Source organism: Isoptericola sp. NPDC056578, from assembly GCF_042793275.1.
In the GTDB taxonomy this organism is placed as follows: Bacteria; Actinomycetota; Actinomycetes; order Actinomycetales; family Cellulomonadaceae; genus Isoptericola.
The window spans coordinates 32,000-47,917 of record NZ_JBHTVC010000005.1 but is presented as its reverse complement, the minus strand read 5'-3'; the positions used below and the strand labels follow the sequence as shown (position 1 = coordinate 47,917).

Sequence of the window (15,918 nt, the reverse complement as noted above, 5' to 3'; positions counted from 1 at the left end):
CTCACGGAACGCATACGGGGACGGGGCCGATCCTCACGACCGTCCGCCGTCCGGGTCGAAGCGGTACCCCATGCCCGCCTCGGTGACGAGGTAGCGCGGCGCGGCGGGGTCGGGCTCGAGCTTCTTGCGCAGCTGCGCGACGTACAGGCGGAGGTAGCCGGTGTCGGTCACGTGCTCGGACCCCCAGATCTCGGTGAGGAGGGTCTGGCGGGTGACCAGCTTGCCGGGGTTGCGCACCAGGCGCTCGAGCATCTGCCACTCGGTGGGCGTGAGGCGCACGTGCTCCGACCGCCCCTCGCGGTCGCGCGTGACGCTGTGCGCGGAGAGGTCCACGGTGACGTCGCCGAACCGCACCACGGGGTCGGAGTCCTCGTGCGCCACGCGCCGGGTGAGGGCGCGGATCCGGGCCAGGAGCTCCTCGATGGAGAACGGCTTCGTCACGTAGTCGTCCGCGCCGGCGTCGAGCGCCTCGACCTTGTCGGCCGCGCCCGTGCGCCCGGACACCACGAGGATCGGGGCGTCCGACCAGCCGCGGACGGCGTGGATGACGTCGATGCCCTCCAGCTCCGGCATGCCCAGGTCGATCATGAAGACGTCCGGCCGGTGGTCGATGGCGCGGGCGATGGCCTGCGTCCCGGTGGTCGCCGTGACGATCTCGTACCCCTGCGCGGTGAGCGTGATCCGCAGGGCGCGCAGGATCTGGGGGTCGTCGTCGGCGATGAGGATCTTCACGGGGCGCTCGCCTCCGGGTGGTCGGGCTGGTCGGGGTCCTCGGGGTGGTGCGTCGTCCCCGCGGCGGGGAGCGCGACGACCATGGTGAGGCCGCCGCCGGGGGTGTCCTCCGGGGTGAGCGTGCCGCCCATGCCCTCGACGAACCCCTTGGACAGCGCGAGGCCGAGCCCCAGGCCGGTCGTGTTGTCCGTGTCGCCGAGCCGTTGGAAGGGCACGAACACGTCCTCGCGCCGGTCGGCGGGGATGCCGGGGCCGTGGTCGACCACCCGGATCTCGACGGTGCCGGCGAACGTGCTGGTGGAGACGCGCACGCGCCGCCCGGCAGGCGAGTGCCGCAGCGCGTTGGCCAGCAGGTTCACCAGCACGCGCTGGAGCAGCACGGGGTCGGCGGCGACGCTCGGCGCCGTGAGGTCGAGGTCCAGCTCCACCTCGCCGGGGCCGACGCCGAGCTCGTCGAGCGCGGGCAGCACCACGTCAGCGGTCTCGACGGGCGCCGTCGAGACGGCGAGGACGCCCGCCTCCAGGCGGCTCACGTCGAGCAGGTCGGTGATGAGGGTGGCCAGGGCCGTCAGGCTCTCGTCGGCCGTCTCCAGCAGCTCGTCCCGGTCCGCCTCGCTCAGGGCGCCGCGGGCGGAGCGCAGCCCGCTCACGGCGGCGGCCGCGGAGCTGAGCGGGCGGCGCAGGTCGTGGCTCAGCGCGGACAGCAGGGCGCTGCGCACGCGGTCGGACTCGGCGAGCTGGTCCACCTCGCTCGCCACCTCGGCCAGGTCGCTGCGCTCCAGTGCGGCCTGGAGCTGGACCGCGATGACGTGCAGCAGGCGGCGCTCGGAGGCCGCGAGGTCGCCGCCCGACAGCTCGAGGACGGCGCGGTCGCCGACGTCGATGGTGGTGCGCGGGCCCGCCGGGTCGTCCTCGCCGTCCGCGGCCAGCACCGTGCCGCCGGCGACGAGCCGCGCCCCGGCGAGGCCGAACGCCTCCCGCGCCCGGCTCACCAGCGCCTGGACGGCGTCCTGCCCGCGCAGCACGCTGCCGGCGACCGTCGCCAGCACCTCCGACTCGGCCGCGGCCCGGTGGGCGGCGCGCGTCGTGCGGGCGGCGCGGTCCACGACGACGCTCACCAGCACGGCCGTGACGACGTACAGGACGAGCGCGACCACGTGCAGCGGCTCGCCCACGGTGATGGTGTGGATCGGCTCCACGAAGAAGTAGTCGAGCGTGATGCCGGACAGGATCGCGGCGTACACCGCGGGCCCCGCGCCGCCGACCAGCGCCACCACGACGACGAGCAGCTGGTAGGCGAGGACGTCCGAGACGATGGACTCCGCGCTGCGGAGCGTCACCAGGCCCCACGTCAGCAGCGGCCCGCCGAGGATCGCGAGCAGGAAGCCCGCCAGGCGACGCTTCGCCGACAGCGCGCCGCCCATCCGGGGCAGGCGGGCGCGCCCTCCGGCGGCGGCGTGGTTGACGATGTGGACGTCGATGTTTCCGGCCTCGCGCGTCACGGTCGCGCCGATGCCGGGCCCGCTCAGCGCCGCGGCGACCCGGCCGCGGCGGGAGACGCCGATGACGAGCTGGGTCGCGTTGACGCCGCGCGCGAACTCCACGAGCGCCGTCGGGACGTCGTCGCCCACCACCTGGTGGTAGGTGCCACCGAGCTCCTCGACCAGCATCCGCTGCCGCGCGAGCGCGCCGGGGGTCGCGCCGCGCAGCCCGTCCTGGCTCGTGACGTGGACGGCGAGCAGGTCGCCGCCCGCCGACCGCGCCGCGATCCGCGCCCCGCGCCGCAGCAGCGTCTCGCCCTCGGGGCCGCCCGTGAGCGTCACGACGACGCGCTCGCGGGCCTCCCACGTGGAGTCGATCCCGTGCTCGGTGCGGTAGTGCTGCAGCGCCGCGTCGACCTCGTCGGCCAGCCACAGCAGCGCGAGCTCGCGCAGCGCGGTGAGGTTGCCGAGGCGGAAGTAGTTCGACAGCGCCGCGTCCACCCGCTCGGCCGGGTAGACGACGCCGGACGAGAGCCGGTCGCGCAGCGCCTGCGGGGCGAGGTCCACGACCTCGATCTGGTCGGCGGCGCGCAGCACGGCGTCGGGGATGGTCTCCTGCTGCGCCACCCCGGTGATCTTCTGGACGACGTCGTTGAGCGACTCGATGTGCTGGATGTTGACGGTCGAGAGGACGTCGATGCCGGCGTCGAGCAGGGCGTCGACGTCCTCCCACCGCTTCGCGTGCCGCAGGCCGGGGGCGTTGGTGTGCGCCAGCTCGTCGACCAGCGCGACCTCCGGCCGCCGCGCGAGGACGGCGTCGAGGTCCAGGTCGGTGAGCTCGACGCCGCGGTGGGTGACCGTCGCGCGCGGCACGACGTCCAGCCCCCGCGCCATCGCGGCCGTCGCGGCACGCCCGTGCGTCTCCACGAGCGCGACCACGACGTCCCTGCCGTCGTCGCGCAGCCGCTTGCCCTCCTCGAGCATGGCGTAGGTCTTCCCCACGCCCGGCGCCGCGCCGAGGAGGACGCGCAACCGTCCGCGACCCATGCTCACCTCCCGAGCTCGGCCGTGCGCTCGTCGAGGGCCACGTTGAGCTCCAGCACGTCGACCACGGGCTCCCCGAGGTATCCCAGGGCGCGACCCTCAGTGTGCCTCGCCACGAGGGCCGTGACCTCCTTTTCCGGCAGGTCGCGGGCGGCGGCGACCCGCGCGACCTGGAGGTCGGCGTACTCCGGGCTGATGTGCGGGTCCAGCCCGGACCCGGACGCGGTGACGGCGTCGGCCGGGACGTCGGCCGGGTCCACGCCCTCGAGCGCGGCCACGGCCGAGCGCCGTTCCTCGATCGCGGCGACCAGGTCGGGGTTCTCGGGGCCGAGGTTCGACCCGGACGACGCGGTGCCGTCCCAGCCGTCGCCCGCGGCCGAGGGCCGTGGCTGGAAGTACTGCGGCAGGGGCTCGCCGTCGGCGTCGGCGAAGCCCTGGCCGATCAGCGCGGACCCGACGACGGTGCCGTCGCCGTCGCGCACGAGCGAGCCGTCGGCCTGCGCCGGCAGCACGAGCTGCCCGACGCCGGTGATCGCCGCCGTGTAGCCGACGCCGAGCAGCAGCGTGAGGGCGATCATCGCCCGGACCGCGACCCCGAGGGTGCGGCCGGTGCTGCGGGTGGTGGCGTTCATGGGTGCCTCTTCTTCTTCCTGCTCGGTCCTGCTCAGAATCCCGGGACGAGGCGCACGACGAGGTCGATGAGCCAGATGCCGACGAACGGCGCGACGATGCCGCCGAGCCCGAAGACCAGGAGGTTGCGCCCGAGGGTCTTCGACGCGTCCATGGGCCGGTACCGCACGCCGCGCAGGGACAGCGGGATGAGCAGCACGATGACGAGCGCGTTGAACACGATGGCCGACACGACGGCGGACGACGGCGAGCTGAGGCCCATGACGTTGAGCGCCTCGAGCCCGGGGAACACGCCCATGAACATCGCGGGGATGATCGCGAAGTACTTGGCGATGTCGTTCGCGATGGAGAAGGTCGTCAGCGCGCCGCGGGTGATGAGCAGCTGCTTGCCGATCCGGACCACGTCGATGAGCTTGGTGGGGTCGGAGTCGAGGTCGACCATGTTGCCGGCCTCCTTCGCGGCCGACGTGCCCGAGTTCATCGCGACGCCCACGTCGGCCTGCGCGAGCGCGGGGGCGTCGTTGGTGCCGTCCCCCGTCATCGCGACGAGGCTGCCGCCCTCCTGCTCGCGCCGGATGAGCTCCAGCTTGTCCTCGGGCGTCGCCTCGGCGAGGTAGTCGTCCACGCCGGCCTCGGCGGCGATGGCCGCGGCGGTCAGCGGGTTGTCGCCGGTGACCATCACGGTGCGGATGCCCATCGCGCGCAGCTCGGCGAAGCGGTCGGCGATGCCCTCCTTGACGACGTCCTTGAGGTGCACGACGCCGAGCACGCGCCCGGCCCCGCCCGGCGCCCGGACCGCGACGACCAGCGGCGTGCCGCCGGACCGCGCGACCCGCTCCACCGCGTCCTCCACCTCCGCGACGACCGGCGCGGAGGGAGCGCCGCCGTCGGCCAGCCACGCCATGACCGCGCTGCCGGCGCCCTTGCGGATCTGCGTGCCGTCGGGCTCGTCGAGGCCGGACATCCGGGTCTGCGCGGTGAACGGCACGACCTCGCCGGGCACCGCGGTGCTCTCGTGGCCGCTGCCCACGTCCACCCCGGCCTTGACGGCGAGCGCGACGATCGACGCGCCCTCCGGGGTGGGGTCCGCGAGGGACGAGAGGGCGGCGGCGCGCACCAGGTCGCGGGCGTCGACGCCGGCCAGCGGCAGGAACTCGCTCGCCTGCCGGTTGCCGTAGGTGATGGTGCCGGTCTTGTCGAGGAGCAGGGTCGTGACGTCGCCGGCGGCCTCGACGGCGCGGCCGGACATCGCGAGCACGTTGCGCTGCACGAGGCGGTCCATCCCGGCGATGCCGATGGCGGACAGCAGCGCGCCGATCGTCGTCGGGATCAGGCACACCAGCAGCGCCACGAGCACCGCCACGCTCACGGGGCTCGCCGCGTACGACGCGATGGGGTTCAGGGTGAGCGCCACGACGACGAACACGATCGACAGCGACGCGAGCAGGATGCTCAGCGCGACCTCGTTCGGCGTCTTCTGTCGGCTGGCGCCCTCGACGAGCGCGATCATCCGGTCGACGAACGTCTCGCCGGGCTTCGAGGTGATGCGCACGACGATCCGGTCGGACAGCACCCGCGTGCCGCCGGTGACGGCGGACCGGTCGCCGCCGGACTCGCGGATCACGGGCGCGGACTCGCCGGTGATGGCGGACTCGTCCACGGACGCGATGCCGTGCACGATCTCGCCGTCGCCCGGCACCAGGTCGCCCGCGGAGACCACGACGACGTCGCCGAGGTCCAGGTCGGCCGACGACACGTCGTCGAGCGCGGCGCGCAGGGCACCCGGGTCGGCGGCGGTGTCGTACCCGGCGACGCGGTGCGCGACGGTCGCCGTCCGGGTCTGGCGGAGCGTGTCCGCCTGGGCCTTGCCGCGGCCCTCCGCGACCGACTCGGCGAGGTTCGCGAACACCACGGTGAGCCAGAGGAACAGCGCGATCACCGCGGTGAAGGAGCCGGGGACGACGGTGCCGCCCGAGGTCACGGGCCCGCCGAGGAACGGCTCGACGACGGCGAGCACGGTGGTCAGCGCGGCGCCGACCCACACGACGAACATCACGGGGTTGCGCCACATCTGGCGCGGGTCGAGCTTGCGGAACGCGCCCGGCAGGGCGGTCCGCACCTGGGCCCAGGAGAAGGCCCCGCCCGGCGTGCGGGAGGTCGTCGAGGACGAGGGATCGGGTGACGACGGGGAGTCGGTCGCGGTGGTGAGGGGAGTGGTCAGTGGGGTGGACATGGTCAGACGAGCCCTTCCGCCAGGGGACCCAGCGCGAGAACGGGGAAGTAGGTGAGCGCGGTGAGGACGACGACGACCCCGACGAGCAGCCCGACGAACAGCGGGCGGTGCGTGGGCAGCGTCCCCGCGGTGGCGGGCACCTTGTCCTGCCGGGCCAGCGACCCGGCAAGGGCGAGCACGAGCACGATCGGCACGAAGCGCCCGAGCAGGATCGCGACGCCGAGCGCCGTGTTCAGCCACGGCGTGTTCGCCGTCAGGCCGGCGAAGGCCGAGCCGTTGTTGTTGGCGGCCGAGGTGAACGCGTACAGGACCTCGGACATGCCGTGCACGCCCGGGTTCCAGATCGACGTCGAGGTGACGCTCTCGCGCAGCGGCGGGATCGCGAAGCTCAGCGCGGTGCCCGCCAGCACGAGCGTGGGCGTGACGAGGATGTAGAGGCTCGCGAGCTTGATCTCGCGGGGCCCGATCTTCTTGCCCAGGTACTCGGGCGTGCGGCCCACCAGCAGCCCCGCCACGAAGACCGCGATGACGGCCAGCACGAGCATGCCGTAGAGCCCCGACCCGACGCCGCCGGGCGCGACCTCGCCGAGCATCATGTTGAGCATCGGGACCATGCCGCCCAGCGCGGTGAACGAGTCGTGCATCGCGTTGACGGCGCCGGTCGACGTCGTCGTGCTGGTCGTCGCGAAGAGCGTGGTCCCGACGATGCCGAACCGCGCCTCCTTGCCCTCCATGGCGCCGCCGGCGAGCTGCGGGGCGGTGCCGTTGCCGGCCGACTCGAGCGCCGTCAGCGCGGCGAACGAGGCCACGAAGATCACGCCCATCGCGGCGAGGATCGCGTACCCCTGCCGGAGGTCGCCCACCATCCGCCCGAACGTGCGGGGCAGCGAGAACGGGATCGCCAGCATGAGGAGGACCTCGACGAGGTTCGTCCACGCCGTCGGGTTCTCGAACGGGTGCGCCGAGTTCGCGTTGAAGAACCCGCCGCCGTTGGTGCCGAGCAGCTTGATGGCCTCCTGGGAGGCGACCGGGCCGCCCGGGATGCTCTGGGCCCCGCCGGCGACGGTCGTCACGTCGGTGAAGCCGGCGAAGTTCTGCACGACGCCGCCGACGATCAGCACCACCGCGCCCACCACCGAGATCGGCAGCAGGATGCGCAGGCAGCCTCGGACCAGGTCCACCCAGAAGTTGCCGATCGTGCCCGTGCGGCGGTGGGCGAACCCGCGCACCAGCGCCACGGCCACGGCCATGCCGACCGCCGCGGAGACGAAGTTCTGCACCGCCAGCCCGGCGAGCTGCACGGTGTACCCCAGCGTCTGCTCGGGGGAGTACGACTGCCAGTTCGTGTTCCCCACGAACGACGCGGCCGTGTTGAACGAGAGGTCCGGGGACGGCGCCGGCAGCCCCAGCGAGGTCGGCAGCCACTGCTGCGTGCGCTGGAGCGCGTAGACGATCAGCAGCCCGACGACGGAGAACGCCAGCACGCCGCGCGCGTACGCCTGCCAGGTCTGGCCGGACCGCGGGTCGACGCCCAGGACTCTGTAGAGGCCCCGCTCGACGCGCCAGTCGCGGGGGGTGGTGTACACGGTCGCCATGTAGTCCCCGAAGGACCGGTGGACGGCGGCCAGGACGAGGGCGACGGTCCCGAGCGCGAGGACCGCCCCGACCCAGCCCATCAGAACCTCTCCGGCTTCACGAGGGCCACCACGAGGTAGACCAGCGCGGCCACGCCGAGCGCCGCGGCGAGGAGCTCGACGACGATCACAGCTTCTCCACCGCCTTCGCGATCCCGGCCACCAGCGCGAACAGGGCGATCACGCCCAGCACGTAGACGACGTCAAGCACCAGCACGTCCCCACTTCGAGTTCGACGGCCGGCCTCCGGAAGGGGGTCGGGCCGGGCGCCCGTCCCGGGTGCCGACGTCGATGCAACACCTGCCGGAGGCGCCTGAGGCCCGTCCTCACGGGATCCATACGGCGCCCGGGCGCACCCTGACGGAAGCCCTACGGGCGAGGGCGCCGCCGCGGAAAAACGGGGCCGCGCGCCGGTCGGCCGTGGCAGGGTGCGCGCATGGACTCCGTCGACGACGACACCCGGGCCGCGTGGGCCATCGCCTCACGCAAGTACACCGACGAGTACGAGGACCACCTCGAGCTGGCGCGCACGGTCGAGCTGCTGCCCGTGGAGGTCGCCGTGCTGGGGGAGATCGTCCCCGGGGCCGACGTCGTGCACCCGATGAGCGGCAACGGCCTGGACGACGTGGCCCTCGCGCGCCTCGGGGCGCGGTCGGTGCACGGGCTGGACTACAGCCCGGCGCCGGTGGCGAGCGCGCAGCGCCGGGCCGACGAGCTGGGCCTGCCCTGCCGCTACACGCGCGCGACGCTCCCCGACAGCGGGCTCGACGACGGGTGCGCGGACCTCGTCTACACCGGCAAGGGCGCGCTCATCTGGGTCGCGGACCTGCCGGTGTTCCTCGCCGAGGTGCGCCGGCCGCTGCGGCCGGGCGGGTGGTTCTTCGTGTACGAGGCCCACCCGCTGGTGCCGCTGTGGGCGTGGGACGAGGACGAGGCCCGGCTGCGCCCGGACCGGGGGTACTTCGAGGCGTCGCACGTCAACGACACGTTCCCCGGCCACGGCGCGGTGGAGCGGCAGCGCACGCTCGCCGAGACCGTCATGGACTGCCTCCGCGCGGGGTTCGAGATCGAGCACCTCGAGGAGCACCCCGAGCCCTTCTGGCGCCCCGACGGCATCGACGCCGCCGCCTGGGACGGCCGCGTCCCGAACGCGTTCAGCCTGCTCGCGCGGAGGCCGTGAGCACGACGCCGCGCCCGCCCCCCTGGTGGGCAGCGGGCGCGGCGGGGGCGGTTCAGGAGGCCGCCGGCTCCTCGTGGTCGGTCGGGGTGTGGACGATGTCGTAGTAGACGTCCGCGTTCCCCTCCTCGGGGAACACCCGGTAGGTGAACTCCTCGTCGGTCAGGGTGACGATGTCGGAGTCGCGCTCGAACTGCACCTCGCCGGCGTCGTCCTTCGCGACGATGTGGCGGGTCGTGCCCTCCTCGTCGACGGTCCAGTCGCCCTGCATCTTCGGGCTGTCGTCCAGGTTGTACATCGTGAACGTGCCGTCGGCGTCGAAGTAGGCCCAGCCCACGAAGGTGCTGACGTTCTTATCGTCGAGGGCGACGTCCTCGCCGTCGGCGTCGGTCGCGCCGGTGGTCTCCCACGCGGTCGACGCGAGCACGTCCGACGGCGTCTGCGCCTCGTCCGCCGTCGCGGCCTCGTCCGCCGCGACGGTGCCGGAGCCCGCCGCGTCGGCCTCGCCGGTGCTGCAGGCGGTGAGGGCACCCAGCGCGATCAGCGCCGAGAGGGCGAGCGTGGCGGGCTTCGTCGACTTCGTGAGCTTCATGAGGGCTGTCCTTCTCTCGTGGCCGGGGCCGTGGTGCGCGTCCCGGGAGGTCGGTGCGTCGGATCCATCGTGGTTCCGGGCGCCGGCCGCCCACATCGCCTGGCGGGCTCGACGGAGATCAGCCGAACGGATGAGGCGGGAGCGCTCCGCCGGTCTGCCAGGATGTCGCCCGTGGTGAGCCATGTGGCGCGGTACCGGGCCGGGGAGCAGGACGACGTGTGGCGCGACCTGCGGGCCCTGGGCCTCCGGGTCTTCGACGAGCCGCACCGCGAGGACGCGCTCGCCGTGGCGCGCGAGATGGCGCTGCGCGCGCGACGCAACGTCGAGGTGCTGGTGGAGCGGCTGGAGGCGGACGGGTTCGCCGCCGCCTGCAACGACGACGACGCGACGCCCCGCCCCGCGCACGTGCCCCCGGGGCCCGACGCGGAGGCCCTGGCGGCCTGGATGGAGGAGGAGCTCGCGCCGTTCCCGATGACGGTCGCGGCCTGGGTGCGGCACGTCGGCGACGTGTGGCTCGTCGGGGACCACCCGCGGTGGCCCGAGAGCGTGCTGGCCGACCCGCTCGTCGTCGAGCTGGAGCACTCCACCCATGGCGGTGGCGCGCGCGGGTACTACGCGCAGGAGTGGAGCCGGTGGCGCGCCGACCCCGACCCGGTGCAGGCCTTCCAGGTCGACTTCGCCCCCGACGCGCTCCACAAGGCGAACATCAGCGGTGACGGCCCCTACGGGATCCTGCTGCCCGGCGAGGGCGTCGACGGCCGCGTGGGGCCGGCCCTCTGGTTCGTGGACGACCTCAACACCGCCTTCGCCGCCGGCGGCTTCCCGGAGGAGCTGCGCGACGAGGGCTACGTCGACCCGCCCGCCGGGCTCCGCGAGACGCTCGCCCGGGACCTCCTGCGGCTCTGAGGCCCGCAGCCGCGGGACCTCACCGGCGCGGGCGCGCAGGCACGAACCGCAGCAGCGCGCCCGGCGGCAGCTGGCCCAGCAGCCACAGGTGGGTCGACGCCACGGCCGCGATCACGGGGTAGCCGCCCGTGAGCGGGTGGTCGACGCCGAACAGCACCGGCAGGCCGTCCGGCGGCACCTGCAGCGCGCCCGTCACGCAGCCCTCGCTGGGCAGCTCGCGGGCCCGCGCGTCGGCCGTCCGGGTCAGGGGCGCGCCGTCCAGCCGGAGGCCCACCCGGTCCGAGCGGTCGGTCACCCGCCACTCCTGGTCGAGCAGCGTGGCGTGGTCCGCGAACCAGTCGTCGTGCGGGCCCCGCACGACGGGGAGCGTCGTGACCTCGCCCGGCGCGGGCAGCGTCGCCGGTTCCGGCGCCCCGACGTCGTCCACCGCCACCGCCGGGATCCCGTGCGCGGGCGTCCGGCCCCGCCCGACACCGACACCCGGGCCGGAGGCGCGCCCACCGCGCAGAGGCGTGCCCGGGGCGAGGGGGGAGGGGCCCAGGTGGGCGAGGGTGTCGGTGGCGCGCGAGCCGAGCACGGGCCACGCGTCGATCCCGCCGCGGACGGCGACGTACGTGCGGTGACCGCGGGCGGGGGCGCCCAGCGCGAGCTCGTCGCCGTCGCGCAGGCGGAACGCCCGCGCCAGGGGTGCGCGGCGGGCGTCGTCCGGGTGGTCGCCGCGGTGCACGACGGCGCCCGCGTCCGCCCCGGCGAGCGCGACGACGACGTCGGCGCGGGCACGCAGCCGCAGCCCGCCGCCCACGGCCTCGACGGCGGACGCCCCGGCCGGGTTGCCCACCGCGCGGTTCGCGGCGCGCAGGCTGCGCGGGTCGGCCGCGCCCGACGCGGACACGCCGAGGTGCGCCAGCCCAGGGCGGCCGAGGTCCTGCACCAGCGCCAGCAGCCCCGGTGTCACGACCTCCAGCGCCGTGGCCGACGTCGGCGCGGCGGCCCCGGTTCGCATCGGCGGTCCGGTCCGCCGCGCCGGGCCGGAGCTGCCGCCGTGGACCGGCCCGGCGCCCCGGACCGACTCGCGCACGGCGACGAACCGGACGCGGTCGCCGGGAGCCCACGGGGTGGGCGGGTCGCGGTCGGCGTCCCAGGTGACGACGTCGGTACGACCGACCAGCTGCCACCCGCCCGGGCTGGCGCGGGGGTAGACGCCCGAGTACGGGCCGGCGAGCGCCACGGAGCCGGCGGGCACCCGGGTGCGCGGCGACTCGCGCCGCGGCACGACGAGCCCGGCGTCGTCACCGGTCAGGTAGGCGAACCCCGGGGCGAAGCCGACGAACCCCACGACCCACGACGCCCCCGTGTGCCGCCGCACCACCTCCTCCGGGGCGCACCCGAGCAGCCGTGCGACGTCGGCCAGGTCCTCGCCGTCGTACACCGTGGGGATCTCGACGAGCCGCCCGCCGGCCGTCGTCCCGGCCCCGTCCCCGGCCCCGTCCCCGGCCGGGCGACCGGCCGCGGACGCCCGCGCGCGCAGCTCGTCCGCGAGGCGTGCCGCGGGCAGCCGCCACGGGTCGAACGGGACCAGCAGCGTGCGCGCGCCGGGCACGGGCTGCCCGACGCCGGCGACGGGGTCGTCGCGCAGCGACGCGTCCAGCGCGAGCGCGTGCGCGAGGTCGTCCACCTCGACGAGCAGGGCGTCGTCGCGCACGGGCAGGACACGCACGGGCAGGACGCGCGCCGGCCCGCTCACTCAGGCACCCGTCGTCGCCGGGGCGAACGGGGCGAGGGTGACGCCCGCGTCGTCGAACACCGCGCGGACCCGCCGCGCCATCGCGACCGCGCCCGGGGTGTCGCCGTGCACGCACACGGAGTCCGCGGGCACCCGCACCACGCTGCCGTCGACGGCCTCGACCACGCCCTCGGTGACGAGCCGCAGCATCCGCCGGGCCACGACGTCCGGGTCGTGCAGGACGGCGCCCGGCTCGCCGCGGGGCACCAGCGTGCCGGCGTGCGTGTAGGCGCGGTCGGCGAACGCCTCCGCGGCGGTGGGCAGGCCCGCGGCCTCGGCCGCGGCGAGGGAGAGCGTGCCCGGCAGCCCGAGCAGCACGAGGGCCGGGTCGACGGCGGCGACGGCGGCGGCGACGTCGTCCGCCACCCGCCGGTCCACGGCCGCTCGGTGGTACAGCGCGCCGTGCGGCTTCACGTAGGTGACGCGGGTGCCCTCGGCGGCGGCCAGGGCCTGCAGCGCGCCGATCTGGTAGACGACGTCGGCCCGCAGCTCGGCCGACGGGACGTCGATGTCGCGTCGTCCGAAGCCCGCGAGGTCGCGGTACCCGACGTGCGCCCCGACGGCCACGCCGCGGACGGCGGCCAGGCCGACCGTGCGCCGGATCGTGGCCGGGTCGCCGGCGTGGAAGCCGCACGCCACGTTGGCCGACGACACGACGTCGAGCATCGCCTCGTCGTCGCCCAGGGTCCAGCGGCCGAAGCCCTCGCCGAGGTCGCTGTTGAGGTCGACGGTGGTCATGCGTCCAGTCTGCCGCGCGGCACCTCCGCGGGCGGGGCCGTATCACCGCGCCGGACGGTTGCTCCGGTCATGGTGTGCGGATGAGCGGTGCGTGAACTCTTGTCGCAGGGGTGGCAGGAGCGTGGAGCGTGACGCACAGTAAAGGGACGGTCCTGTCGCCCGTGTCACACGACGACCCCGGGGTGTGACAGGATCCGAGCGCTGAGCAGTGCCGATGGGGGAGGTTCGTCGTCGTGAGGTCTCCGAAGGACACCGGACGGGGCGTGCGTGTCGGCAGGTTGCTCGCGACGGCGACGGCGACGTGCGTGCTCGCGACGGGGTTCCTCGCGGCCCCCGTGGCCGGCCTCCCGTGGAACGACGGCCGCCTCCAGACCCTCGCCGCCGACCAGCACACCCCCGACGTCGGGGCCGGCAGCCCGGTGGGCGAGGGCGTCTCCGTGGGTGTGGTCGGGACGCCGACGTCGACCGGCCCGACGACGCTCCAGGAGGTGCTGGGCGTCCTCGAGCGTGCGGAGCTCGCCAGCCAGGACGCGGGCCGGAGGGTGACGCCCGCCGTGGACCAGGCCGCCGCCGAGCTCGGCATGCTGCTGAGCACGTACCTCGCGCAGCAGGCCGCCAGGTCGTCCGACCGCCCGTTCGCGGCCGCGGACGTCGAGACGCCCTCGCCGGTGCTCCCGGCCCCAGCCACCGAGCCGGACGCGACCGAGCCGGACGCGACCGAGCCGGAGGCGGTGGCCGTCGCACGCCAGGTCGCGATCGACCCCGCCGACGAGCCCTCCCCCCTGGCCACGGGGGAGCAGCCGGACGCCGCGCAGCCGGACGCCGCGCAGCCGGACGGGAAGCCGGCCGACGAGAGCGCGCACGACGGCGACGAGGTGACGTTCGACGACCTCGTCGTCGCCGCCACCCGCCTGGCGACGCTGCTGGACCCGGCGACCACGACGCTCGAGGCGGGCATCCTGCCGGCGGGGGCGGACGGCACGGTCGCCGCGCGCGCCACGCTGACGGCGAGCCTGCTCGAGGTCGTCGACCGCTACGGCCGGAGCACGGCGGGCTACGCCAACGGGCGCATCCCGACGTCGGCGCTTTGCCCGCTCGACTTCGCTCCCGGACACATGCTGCGCTGCGACGCCGCCGAGCAGCTCTCCGCGCTCAGCAAGGAGTACGAGAAGGAGTTCGGGGTGCCCATCCCGATGACCGACTCGTACCGCTCGCTGGAGCTCCAGATCCGCGTCAAGGCCACCAAGGGCTGGCTCGCGGCGACGCCGGGCACGTCGAACCACGGCTGGGGCCTCGCCGTCGACCTGGGCTACCCGATCTCCACCTTCACGTCCGCCGAGCACGCGTGGATGCGCGTGCACGCCCCGGACTACGGCTGGGACAACCCGTCGTGGGCGCGCCTCACGGGCTCGAAGCCCGAGCCGTGGCACTTCGAGTTCTTCGCCGCCGGCCCCGTGCCCGACCGGGCGTGGGAGTCCGACGACGTCGCGACCGGCGGCGGCCCGTCCCCCGCCGAGCGCGCGGACAAGGGCGCCGCGTCCGGCAAGGGCTCGAAGGCAGGGTCCACGGGCGGCTCGAAGGACGCGAAGGACACGTCCAAGGACAGGTCCAAGGACAAGGACAAGGCTGCCGACGAGCCAGGGAAGTCGTCCGGCACCGACCCGAAGGGCTCGGGCAAGGGCAAGGGGTCCGACGACGGTGAGGGCTCCGGCAAGGGCGACGGCGGGTCGGGCTCCGGGTCGGAGACGCCCGCGAAGGTGAGCGTGCCGAACCTCGCCGGCGAGACGCTCGCCACGGCCGAGAAGAAGCTCAAGGCGCTCGGGCTCAAGGTGACGACGAAGGAGAAGCCGGACCCGAAGGCGCCCGAGGGCACGGTCGTCGAGACGCGGGGCGCGGGCACGAAGGTGTCGAAGGGGTCGACCGTCACTCTCGTGGTCTCGAGCGGCCCGCCGGCACCGGCCACGGTGAAGGTCCCGGACGTCACCGGGTGGACCGTCGCCGACGCGCGGGCGAAGCTCAAGGGCCTCGGGTTCGTGGTGGCCCTGGACCCGGCGGACGGCGTCGAGGACGGCGACCTGGTGGTCGCCACGAAGGGAGCGGGCAGCGCGGTGCCGAAGGGCTCGACCGTCGTCCTGTCCTGGGGCGACGCGGAGTCCGTCCCGGACGTCGCCGGGAAGTCGGTCGCCGACGCGCGGGCGGAGCTCGAGGCGCTCGGGTTCGACGTGAGCACCGACCCCGTGGAGGGTGTCGGGGACGACGACGTGGTCGCGAAGACCGTGGGCGCGGGGACGGTGGTGCTGACGGGCTCGACCGTCACGCTCGTGGTCACCGTCGACGGCTCCTCGAAGGACCCGGACGCCGAGGACACCGAGGAGTCCGCGGACGCGACGGACGCCGGGTGACGGTCGGGGAGCCCGCCGAGCCGCCCACCGAGACCCCCGGAGAGCGGCGGACGCGCGAGGCGCTGGAGGCGTCGGGGATCGCGTTCGACATCGTCCGGCACGGCCCGGTGCGCTCGCTCGCGGAGGCCGCGGCCGCGCGCGGCGTCACGCCGGCGCAGGTGGTGAAGACGATCGTCGTGCGCCGCGGGGACGGCGACTTCCTGTTCGTGCTGGTGCCGGGCGACCGCACCATCGCGTGGCCGCGGCTGCGGTCGCTGCTCGGGGTGTCGCGGCTGTCGATGCCGGACAAGGAGGTGGCGCGCGACGTCACCGGGTACGAGCGCGGCACCATCACGCCGTTCGGCTCGCTCACGGCCTGGCCGGTGGTCGCGGACTCGCGCATCCCGGAGGCGGGGCCGGTGTCGGTCGGGGGCGGTGGGCACGGGGTCTCCGCGACGGTCGACGGCGGTGAGCTGGTGCACGTCCTCGACGCCCGGGTCGCGGACGTCACCGACCTGGACGACCCTGGACCGGCGGGCCCCGCCCGCGCGGCGCCGGCCGGACCGGCGTCGACCCGCCAGGATTGA

Annotated in this window: 13 protein-coding genes; 4 read left to right on the top strand and 9 right to left on the bottom strand. The window is 75.0% G+C overall.

Annotated features, from left to right (window positions below; translation table 11 throughout):
- Positions 1-33 precede the first annotated feature (33 nt).
- The 6 genes from ACFQ80_RS03470 to ACFQ80_RS03445 are packed head-to-tail and all read right to left on the bottom strand — an operon-like array spanning position 34 to position 7,885.
- Positions 34-732: a response regulator gene (locus ACFQ80_RS03470; protein WP_430550877.1), complete on the bottom strand. Its 699-nt coding sequence runs from the start codon at positions 730-732 to the stop codon at positions 34-36.
- Entirely contained in the window at positions 729-3,260 is a 2,532-nt protein-coding gene (locus tag ACFQ80_RS03465) for an ATP-binding protein (RefSeq protein ID WP_430562563.1), read from the bottom strand. The genes ACFQ80_RS03470 and ACFQ80_RS03465 overlap by 4 nt, the downstream gene beginning before the upstream one ends.
- Positions 3,261-3,262: 2 nt before the next feature.
- The gene (gene kdpC, locus ACFQ80_RS03460; RefSeq protein WP_430562562.1) at positions 3,263-3,889 is read right to left on the bottom strand and encodes a K(+)-transporting ATPase subunit C; all 627 of its coding nucleotides are present in this window, start codon (positions 3,887-3,889) and stop codon (positions 3,263-3,265) included.
- 32 nt (positions 3,890-3,921) lie between these two features.
- A complete protein-coding gene (gene kdpB, locus ACFQ80_RS03455; RefSeq protein ID WP_430562561.1) occupies positions 3,922-6,120 on the bottom strand; it encodes a potassium-transporting ATPase subunit KdpB in 2,199 nt (732 codons plus the stop codon).
- A 2-nt stretch (positions 6,121-6,122) separates the two neighbouring features.
- On the bottom strand, positions 6,123-7,796 hold the full coding sequence (gene kdpA / locus ACFQ80_RS03450) for a potassium-transporting ATPase subunit KdpA (protein ID WP_430562560.1): 1,674 nt from the start codon (positions 7,794-7,796) through the stop codon (positions 6,123-6,125).
- A complete protein-coding gene (locus ACFQ80_RS03445; protein WP_430550882.1) occupies positions 7,796-7,885 on the bottom strand; it encodes a potassium-transporting ATPase subunit F in 90 nt (29 codons plus the stop codon). Before ACFQ80_RS03445 ends, kdpA begins: the two co-directional genes overlap by 1 nt.
- Positions 7,886-8,190: 305 nt before the next feature.
- On the opposite strand from ACFQ80_RS03445, the gene ACFQ80_RS03440 reads away from it, so the two are divergent.
- Positions 8,191-8,934, top strand: a complete 744-nt coding sequence (locus tag ACFQ80_RS03440) for a class I SAM-dependent methyltransferase (RefSeq protein WP_430562559.1) — start codon at positions 8,191-8,193, stop codon at positions 8,932-8,934.
- Positions 8,935-8,986: 52 nt separating this feature from the next.
- On the opposite strand, the gene ACFQ80_RS03435 is transcribed toward ACFQ80_RS03440, so the two are convergent.
- Positions 8,987-9,523 carry a DUF4822 domain-containing protein gene (locus ACFQ80_RS03435; protein WP_430562558.1) on the bottom strand — a complete coding sequence of 179 codons (537 nt, stop codon included), beginning with the start codon at positions 9,521-9,523 and terminating at the stop codon, positions 8,987-8,989.
- A gap of 171 nt (positions 9,524-9,694) precedes the next feature.
- On the opposite strand from ACFQ80_RS03435, the gene ACFQ80_RS03430 reads away from it, so the two are divergent.
- The gene (locus tag ACFQ80_RS03430) at positions 9,695-10,429 is read left to right on the top strand and encodes a hypothetical protein (protein WP_430562557.1); all 735 of its coding nucleotides are present in this window, start codon (positions 9,695-9,697) and stop codon (positions 10,427-10,429) included.
- 19 nt (positions 10,430-10,448) lie between these two features.
- Here ACFQ80_RS03430 and ACFQ80_RS03425 read toward each other — a convergent pair whose 3' ends face one another.
- Positions 10,449-12,173 carry a carboxyltransferase domain-containing protein gene (locus ACFQ80_RS03425; protein ID WP_430562556.1) on the bottom strand — a complete coding sequence of 575 codons (1,725 nt, stop codon included), beginning with the start codon at positions 12,171-12,173 and terminating at the stop codon, positions 10,449-10,451.
- Positions 12,174-12,950 carry a LamB/YcsF family protein gene (locus tag ACFQ80_RS03420; RefSeq protein ID WP_430562555.1) on the bottom strand — a complete coding sequence of 259 codons (777 nt, stop codon included), beginning with the start codon at positions 12,948-12,950 and terminating at the stop codon, positions 12,174-12,176.
- 233 nt (positions 12,951-13,183) lie between these two features.
- Between ACFQ80_RS03420 and ACFQ80_RS03415 the strand changes: the two genes are divergently transcribed.
- Both ACFQ80_RS03415 and ACFQ80_RS03410 read left to right on the top strand, forming a co-directional pair.
- Positions 13,184-15,352: a PASTA domain-containing protein gene (locus ACFQ80_RS03415; RefSeq protein ID WP_430562554.1), complete on the top strand. Its 2,169-nt coding sequence runs from the start codon at positions 13,184-13,186 to the stop codon at positions 15,350-15,352.
- A complete protein-coding gene (locus ACFQ80_RS03410) occupies positions 15,349-15,918 on the top strand; it encodes an aminoacyl-tRNA deacylase (RefSeq protein WP_430562553.1) in 570 nt (189 codons plus the stop codon). Before ACFQ80_RS03415 ends, ACFQ80_RS03410 begins: the two co-directional genes overlap by 4 nt.

Coding starts and splice junctions, on each gene's coding strand:
- ACFQ80_RS03420 (WP_430562555.1), bottom strand. CDS start 12,950: ATGACCACCGTCGACCTCAACAGCGACCTCGGCGAGGGCTTCGGCCGC.
- kdpC (WP_430562562.1), bottom strand. CDS start 3,889: ATGAACGCCACCACCCGCAGCACCGGCCGCACCCTCGGGGTCGCGGTC.
- ACFQ80_RS03440 (WP_430562559.1), top strand. CDS start 8,191: ATGGACTCCGTCGACGACGACACCCGGGCCGCGTGGGCCATCGCCTCA.
- kdpB (WP_430562561.1), bottom strand. CDS start 6,120: ATGTCCACCCCACTGACCACTCCCCTCACCACCGCGACCGACTCCCCG.
- kdpA (WP_430562560.1), bottom strand. CDS start 7,796: ATGGGCTGGGTCGGGGCGGTCCTCGCGCTCGGGACCGTCGCCCTCGTC.
- ACFQ80_RS03465 (WP_430562563.1), bottom strand. CDS start 3,260: ATGGGTCGCGGACGGTTGCGCGTCCTCCTCGGCGCGGCGCCGGGCGTG.
- ACFQ80_RS03435 (WP_430562558.1), bottom strand. CDS start 9,523: ATGAAGCTCACGAAGTCGACGAAGCCCGCCACGCTCGCCCTCTCGGCG.